This window comes from Azospirillum cavernae, assembly GCF_003590795.1.
GTDB classification, from domain to species: domain Bacteria; phylum Pseudomonadota; class Alphaproteobacteria; order Azospirillales; family Azospirillaceae; genus Azospirillum; species Azospirillum cavernae.
The window spans coordinates 1,788,456-1,794,749 of the sequence record NZ_QYUL01000002.1 but is presented as its reverse complement, the minus strand read 5'-3'; the positions used below and the strand labels follow the sequence as shown (position 1 = coordinate 1,794,749).

Sequence of the window (6,294 nt, the reverse complement as noted above, 5' to 3'; positions counted from 1 at the left end):
TCGTAGACGGCCCCATCGCCAGCGGTGCGGTAAGCGGTGACGACGCCATGCTGCTTACCAGCCTGAAGCGTGAACATCGGGTCGCCGTCATCCCCGATCCCAATCCCGGCCCTTGGGTCAGAGGTTGAGGCTCCGGTGCGGGCGCCGACCTCCAGGATTGGATAGGCTGGCTGACAGACGAAGGTCTCGGTCTCGAAATCCAGGCGACCACTGGCGGTGTGTGAGGCGTTCAGGGCGGTTGCAACGTCGATTGGGCCGGAGGTGTTGTTGCCGCCAAAGCAAGGGCTGCTTCTATCAGTGGTTGGCCTGCGCTCGGTTGTCGTCGGGGCCGCCATTTCCAAGGCTTCGCGTAAGGGCTTGGGTAACTCGCGCCGCCGCTTCTCGGCGCGGCGGATGATCCCGTCGCAGGCCCTCCTGCTCAGGAAGTATTTCCGAGGGATCTGGCCCGTCCACAGGACAGCAGACAACGAACACACGGCGGCGTCGTTGGGCCAAGCCGAAATATTGGGAATCCAGGATGCGCCACGCCGCATTTCGACGGGGTCCAGCAACCAGACCCGCGTCGGTCCAGCGGAGTCCCGGTGGCGGAACGAGGGGGGTATCCGCGCCCACAAGCCCCGCGAGGAAACAGCCGAAGGCGTTGTCCTTGGTGTTGAGGACGCCGGGGACGTTTTCCCAGAGGATGACGAGGCCGGGCTTTCCAAACCGGAACCGCTCGCTGTCGATGGCATTGGCAAGCCTCACATACTCCAAAGTCAGGTTGCCGCGCGCGTCGTCGAGGGACTGACGCAAACCGGCCAGGCTGAAGGCTTGGCAGGGGGTTCCGCCGCACAGGATGTCCGGCAGTCGAATGCCCAACCGGCGGAAAAAGCGCATGCGCATGGCGGTGAAGTCGCCCCAAAGCGGGACACCCAAGGTCGCCGCGCCGGATTGGTTGGCGTTGACCGCCCGCTGACGTTGCTGGAGGACTTGGCGCGGGAACGCCTCAATCTCGCTGAAGAAGGTCGGCGCCCAGCCAAGCCCTTCCCAGGCGACGGATGGCGCTTCGATGCCAGAACACACAGTCCCGTAGGTGATCGGGTCCATGGATCAGCCCTCCGCCTTCGACAGCCGGTAGGGCATGACCACGATCAGGTGTTCGGCGGCGTTGATGTCCTCCTCCTGCGCGGCGCGCCAGAAGGTCGGGGCGTCCGGGCTGCCCATTTCGCAAGACAGGGAGCTGGCGTTCAGGGCCTCGACCGCCGGGACCAAGTATTTCGACGAAAACCCAATGCTGGCGCTTCCGAAGGTGAACCCCGTGTCCGTTTCCAGAACGTCGACGGCGTCGGCGCTGCCCCGCTCAGCCGTTTCGACCCGAACGCCCTCGGCGGTGATGGTCAGAGCGAGAGCGCGGTCTTTGTCGTCAGCCATGGAGCGGACGCGACGGATCGAGGCCAGGAAGTCGCCGCGCGGAATGGTCATCCGCTTGTTGGCAATCCCCAAAGCGTGGGAGATCACCCGCTCATAAGGGGCGAACGCGACAGCGGAAAGCGTGGTTCCGAAGCTGAATGGAAACAGGTCAAAGGTGGCGCGGCGCTGACCGATCACGAGACGCGCCTCGATCTCATCACCAACGACATCCAGTAGGCGGCGCAGCGCGGCGACCGAGGCGGAGGGGATCAGAACGCCGGGGAACCCATCACGGTTGCCGAACAGCGCCACGAAATTCTCGGCGCCCGTCGAGACGTTCAGGTCGGCGCGGGACAAGGCTTTCACGTTGCTGGTCACGACCCGCACCCCTTCAGGGAGGGCGTGGACGGCCATGCCCATCAGGTTTGGCTTGGTGTCGTCCGTGCACATGGTCCCAACAACCCGGTCAATCGCCTGCTTGAGCGCGGAGGCCGGGATGGTCATTTCTGCGCCATCGGCTGGGGCGAAGACCGGAAAATCCTCCGCGTAGCGTGTCGGAAGGTGGAAGCGGGTTTTGCCGCAGAGGATGCGGAGACGGACGCCGTCGGCGGTCGCGCCAACCGCCTCCAACGTGATCTGCGCGCCGTCCGGCAGAGCGTCGATGGCGGTCGCCAAGGCGGCGCCAGGAACGGCAAGTCTACCGGGCTGCGCTCCGATGCTGATCGGCATCGTCACACGCACATCTACCGCCATGTCCGAGGCGGACAAGGCCAGGACGGTGTCGGAGACGTCCAGCAGGACGCATTCCAGAATGGGGATTGCCGATTTCTTGGCGGCGAGCGCGACGACGCGCTTCAACGCCGAGAGGAACGGCCCCTTGTCGATGGTGAACTGCATGAGCGTGTTGCCCTTGGGGATGGCCTGCGGTGGCGCGCTCTGGGGCTGCGCCGGGGCGGCGGGCGGTTGGGTGGGGGGGATTGGGGTGACGTTCGTGGGTTCGGAAGACGGCGCGGACGGGGTCTGTTTGACCGCGTCGGCGATGGCGGCGACGTCGTTGACGGGAGCCGATCCATCGGTCTCTCCGTCGCCATCGCCGTCTTCGTCGTCAGCGTAAAAGTCGTCAAAGTCAGGATCTGACCCCGCCAACTCGGCGAGCGTGTCGAGCGTCCGGCCAAGCGGACGACCACAAGTCCCGTGCTGAGGCTCGTCGTAGATGGCGCGGGCGACGCGGTGGGACGCCGAATCCGGCTTGAAGGCGCTGGAGATCAGGTCTTCAATTTCGGTGGGCTGGCCCAACCGCTCCACCTCATCCGCGAAGACCCAATAGCCCTCTGGATCGGCATCTTGTGCGCCCCACATCGGGTCGATCCGGTCGCGGACGAGCCGGGCAAAAGCGCCATATGGAAGGTCTATCGGGCGGGCGACAACCTCCACCACCATCGCGCCTTTGGAGAGCGGGAGCGTGGTTGACGCCAGCAAGCCGCCGGGGCCGATCAGCCCGGCGTAGAGTGGGGCATCTGTGACGCAGGTTGCGGGGATGCGCATCGCTCACCCTCCGCTTTTGCACGCAACCGGCGGGCGCTTGATGGCGGCCAGCAGGTGGGCGCGGGCGTCGTCATGGAGGCAGACGCGCAGGCGACGGGTGGCGACGTCGGCGGGGGCGGCGAAAGCGGCGGCAAGGCGCGCGACGCAGCGCCGGATGATCCGGGCTGGCATCAGGCGGCGCTCCGGTGATAACCATGGCCGGTCCCGTCCAGGCTCCAAACACGCGCCCGGTTGACCGCCATCTTGGCGTCAATGGCCCCCTTCAGATCCCCAAACTCGACCAGTTCCTGAAGGGCGCCGATGATTGATTGGAGGATGGAGCGCGGGACACGCAGCCCGTCTTCTCCCCGCTCCGGATCAATTTCCGCGACCTCGCGGGCTAGACACCCAAGCTGGGTCACGACGAAGGCGACCAACCGCTCGGGCTGGCTGATGCATGTCTGACGGCCATCGGCCAGCCAGTCGGCAACCCCCAACAGCTCGCCGATGTCAGCCAGGATCAGGGCGACGTCGGCAGCCTCGACGGAGACCCGTGACGGGTCGGCCCCGCTGGTGACGGCGCGGAACAACTCGGCCGCCTCCTCCACGGCGCGCGCCATCTGGCGCATGGGCGTGCTGACGCCAAAGGTCGCGCGCTTCCATTCCATAATGGAGGCCTGCGTCTCCCCTTGCGGCGGGGCGGCGGGCGCCTGAGCCTTGACCTCCGGCGCCAACACGGCAGGCAGCAGGTTGAACGTCACCTCGGAAAAATGCTTGGCGTTCGGATGGCGGTATTCGAGAAGCCGATCAGCGGCAAGGGCCTGCGCGCGCGAAACCCTGCGCACACCCTCGACCGCCCCCTCAAACACCAGATGGCCGCGACCGCGCGCGAGCGGATTTCGGATCACCACCTTCCGACCAGCCGGGCAAGCCCGTTGCGCGTAGCGAAGGCCGTGCGGGAAGCGCAAGACGCGGCGGCGAGCGTCGGCGATCTCGACCAGCTCGCCGGGCGTAGCCTCCAGGTGCAGGACACCCCAATCGGCGTCCGGGTTGTGGCGGCGCAGGATGTCGACCACTTTGTTGGTGACGGCCCGGGTGAGATCGACCAGGGAGCCGTTCTTGAAATAGCCGCCACGGTGGCCGATGACGTCCGTCAACGTCGCGGCCCAGACTTGGCGGGTCTCGTCCATCTCACGCTTGAGCGTGCCGATGGCCACGCCGTCCAGCGTGATGGCGGGTTGGCTGGGGGTGATGACGAGGCGCGCCGCGACGGTCTTGTAATTGATGACCGCCGGAGCGGGCTGGGTGGTTGGGAGCTGGATCACCGCTGCGCCTCCATCTTCTTGAGGTGACGCTTCCAGGCTGGTGACGCGGCGGCGAACTCGGCGGCGAGCGCCTTCATGTTGATCCGGTGACGGACCTCGAAGGCCGGTTCGCCAATGGCGTGCTGTTCCTGGTGATGCTCGCGGCACAGGCTGATGGTCCAGTTGTCGGACGGCTTCAGCCCGGTCCCGCCATCGGTGCCGACGCGGACGTGGGCGACCTCGATCGGCGCACCCTTGCAGCCGGACACAGAGCATTCGTGACCACGGACAAAGGACAGGTGGGCGGGGGAGCGGGCGCGCTTGTCGCGTCCGGTCTCGGCGCTCTCGCGCTTTCGGCGGGCGGGGAGAGGCATGGCGGCGGTCTCCGATGGATGCGCCGCGCTCTATCGGGCGTGCGGCTTTCCGGCGGATCGCTGCTTGCGTCCGCAACGCCCTGTGGCCCCACCCAATGCAGGGTAAGGGGCTTGGAAAGGTGCCGCCGGGTCTCGGGGAAAACCCGGCGGCAAGGCTGGGAGGAAAACGCCCTCTCGGGCTGGTGGACGCGGGCGGGGGCCGCGAAACTCAGGCCGCCAGTTGTGGCGGGTGAACGGGTGTGGCCAGGTCCGCGCTGCGTTGGTCGAGCCACTCGACCGCCTTGGTGGGGCAGCCGAAATGCTGTTCCGCCGCCTCGAACCCCAACGTCACAGACGCGCTGTGCGTCACGCTCGTCATGTAGCGACAGCGGTCGGTCCCGACGTCCGCGACGCTGACGAACGCTCGACCCGGTCGCGGATCACGCTCGATCAGCAGGGATGCGGCGCCCATGTTACGGATGATCCGGTCGGTCATGACGATCAGGCCGCCTGCTGAATTCGGGCGGCGCAGCGCGGGCGGAAGTGGTCAGTCAGTTCGCCGGTGTCGCGGCTGACGTGGCGGTGGATGCCGATCACGTCATGCAGCAGGTTGAAGTCGTCGGCGGCTGCCAGCTTGTCGAGATCAAGCGGGCAACCGTTTAGGTGACAGGCTGTCAGGCTCATTCGGACTTCAAGATGGTCAACATCCGGGCCGCCAGATTTTTTCATGACCTCACTCACCTTCTTGACGATAGCTGTGATCTTGTCGGCGTCTTTGCGGCGTGCGTTGAACTTGACCATGGACAAACCTCCGGCGTTCGCGCCAGATCGACCAGCGCGTGGGTTGGTATTTGGGTGTGGTTCGGCGTTCCTAGGTGCGACCGGGCAGCCCAATGACAGACCGCACGGCCTGCGCTACCCTGCGGTTGTCACAACCCCACACGGAGTAGCCCTTATGGATAAAGCCCAAGTCACATTTGTACGAATGGAAGCGCCCCTTAGGGTCGATGGAAGCAATACAGACTTCGCCAGAGTTACCTTCCGCGTGCTGCATGGACTCCTTGGGTTCGAGGTGCCGGTCCTTGTCTCGCTTCGTCACTACGACGAAGCTGACGCCATCACAATCGCGCGCAGTTACCTTCACGAGCAGTCAGCCACTATTGCCGCCGCTACAACCTCATGGAAGCTGACCGACACGGAGAAGGCGGCGAAGGTCAAGAAGGCTTAACGTACTTCCACTGGAGCTTGTTGTCGGTCTGGTCGAATTCGATGGTCCCGGCCTCCAAGAAAGCGAACCGGAAGAACTTCTCGGCGGCGCTGATGATTTTTTCCGCGTCGCCATCATTTCCGGCGGTGTGCGCAGCCAAGCTGAGGCACTGCATGCGAAATTCAGGGATATCCATTTTCATGATCGGCCAAGCGCCCGCCTTCTAGTGGGGTTGTGTTAATGAGAGGCGTCGGTGAGATTTGCGAAGTAGTTCTTGGGAACCTCTTCGCCACGCAGCAGGAGTTCCGCCACAGCAAGCGCGCAGTCGAGCGTCGGCGCGAGGTAGGTTTCCTCGGCGATTCCGCTCGCCCCCATGAGCGAGACGCGATGTTTGCGCGCATGGTCCTGCGGATTGATCGGTGCAGCGATTTCCACCAGCCGCTTTTGCCGACTGGCTTCGGCCACGATGGCGGGGTGATCTTTGGTGGTGGTCATTCCCGGTTGCTCCGACAGAGGT

Annotated in this window: 10 protein-coding genes; 1 reads left to right on the top strand and 9 read right to left on the bottom strand. The window is 65.2% G+C overall.

Annotated elements, in window-relative coordinates:
* Positions 1-294 precede the first annotated feature (294 nt).
* The 7 genes from D3877_RS19950 to D3877_RS19925 all read right to left on the bottom strand — a co-directional run bounded on the left by D3877_RS19950 (position 295) and on the right by D3877_RS19925 (position 5,371).
* Entirely contained in the window at positions 295-1,086 is a 792-nt protein-coding gene (locus D3877_RS19950; protein WP_238474976.1) for a DNA cytosine methyltransferase, read from the bottom strand.
* A gap of 3 nt (positions 1,087-1,089) precedes the next feature.
* Positions 1,090-2,934, bottom strand: a complete 1,845-nt coding sequence (locus D3877_RS19945) for a DNA polymerase III subunit beta (protein WP_119831769.1) — start codon at positions 2,932-2,934, stop codon at positions 1,090-1,092.
* A 3-nt stretch (positions 2,935-2,937) separates the two neighbouring features.
* Positions 2,938-3,105, bottom strand: coding sequence for a hypothetical protein (locus D3877_RS29935; RefSeq protein WP_158599929.1), 168 nt, complete (start codon positions 3,103-3,105; stop codon positions 2,938-2,940).
* Complete coding sequence (locus tag D3877_RS19940) at positions 3,105-4,238, bottom strand: nucleoside triphosphate pyrophosphohydrolase family protein (RefSeq protein WP_119831770.1); 1,134 nt, start codon at positions 4,236-4,238, stop codon at positions 3,105-3,107. The genes D3877_RS29935 and D3877_RS19940 overlap by 1 nt, the downstream gene beginning before the upstream one ends.
* Positions 4,235-4,591, bottom strand: coding sequence for a DUF968 domain-containing protein (locus D3877_RS19935; protein WP_119832399.1), 357 nt, complete (start codon positions 4,589-4,591; stop codon positions 4,235-4,237). The genes D3877_RS19940 and D3877_RS19935 overlap by 4 nt, the downstream gene beginning before the upstream one ends.
* A 208-nt stretch (positions 4,592-4,799) precedes the next feature.
* Positions 4,800-5,066, bottom strand: coding sequence for a hypothetical protein (locus D3877_RS19930; protein WP_119832398.1), 267 nt, complete (start codon positions 5,064-5,066; stop codon positions 4,800-4,802).
* A 5-nt stretch (positions 5,067-5,071) separates the two neighbouring features.
* On the bottom strand, positions 5,072-5,371 hold the full coding sequence (locus D3877_RS19925) for a DUF6874 family protein (RefSeq protein ID WP_119832397.1): 300 nt from the start codon (positions 5,369-5,371) through the stop codon (positions 5,072-5,074).
* 154 nt (positions 5,372-5,525) lie between these two features.
* Between D3877_RS19925 and D3877_RS19920 the strand changes: the two genes are divergently transcribed.
* On the top strand, positions 5,526-5,798 hold the full coding sequence (locus D3877_RS19920) for a hypothetical protein (RefSeq protein ID WP_147395241.1): 273 nt from the start codon (positions 5,526-5,528) through the stop codon (positions 5,796-5,798).
* Here the strand turns inward: D3877_RS19920 and D3877_RS19915 are convergent.
* Together D3877_RS19915 and D3877_RS19910 are read right to left on the bottom strand one after the other, a co-directional pair.
* Positions 5,785-5,979, bottom strand: coding sequence for a putative ring-forming protein (locus D3877_RS19915; RefSeq protein ID WP_119832395.1), 195 nt, complete (start codon positions 5,977-5,979; stop codon positions 5,785-5,787). The two genes, D3877_RS19920 and D3877_RS19915, sit on opposite strands and share 14 nt — an antisense overlap.
* A gap of 35 nt (positions 5,980-6,014) precedes the next feature.
* The gene (locus tag D3877_RS19910) at positions 6,015-6,272 is read right to left on the bottom strand and encodes a hypothetical protein (RefSeq protein ID WP_119832394.1); all 258 of its coding nucleotides are present in this window, start codon (positions 6,270-6,272) and stop codon (positions 6,015-6,017) included.
* Positions 6,273-6,294: the final 22 nt, after the last annotated feature.

Bases quoted from the DNA above. Each gene is read 5' to 3' on its own strand.
- D3877_RS29935 (WP_158599929.1), bottom strand. From the start codon at position 3,105: ATGCCAGCCCGGATCATCCGGCGCTGCGTCGCGCGCCTTGCCGCCGCT.
- D3877_RS19925 (WP_119832397.1), bottom strand. From the start codon at position 5,371: ATGGTCAAGTTCAACGCACGCCGCAAAGACGCCGACAAGATCACAGCT.
- D3877_RS19950 (WP_238474976.1), bottom strand. From the start codon at position 1,086: ATGGACCCGATCACCTACGGGACTGTGTGTTCTGGCATCGAAGCGCCA.
- D3877_RS19915 (WP_119832395.1), bottom strand. From the start codon at position 5,979: ATGAAAATGGATATCCCTGAATTTCGCATGCAGTGCCTCAGCTTGGCT.
- D3877_RS19935 (WP_119832399.1), bottom strand. From the start codon at position 4,591: ATGCCTCTCCCCGCCCGCCGAAAGCGCGAGAGCGCCGAGACCGGACGC.
- D3877_RS19945 (WP_119831769.1), bottom strand. From the start codon at position 2,934: ATGCGCATCCCCGCAACCTGCGTCACAGATGCCCCACTCTACGCCGGG.
- D3877_RS19910 (WP_119832394.1), bottom strand. From the start codon at position 6,272: ATGACCACCACCAAAGATCACCCCGCCATCGTGGCCGAAGCCAGTCGG.
- D3877_RS19930 (WP_119832398.1), bottom strand. From the start codon at position 5,066: ATGACCGACCGGATCATCCGTAACATGGGCGCCGCATCCCTGCTGATC.
- D3877_RS19920 (WP_147395241.1), top strand. From the start codon at position 5,526: ATGGATAAAGCCCAAGTCACATTTGTACGAATGGAAGCGCCCCTTAGG.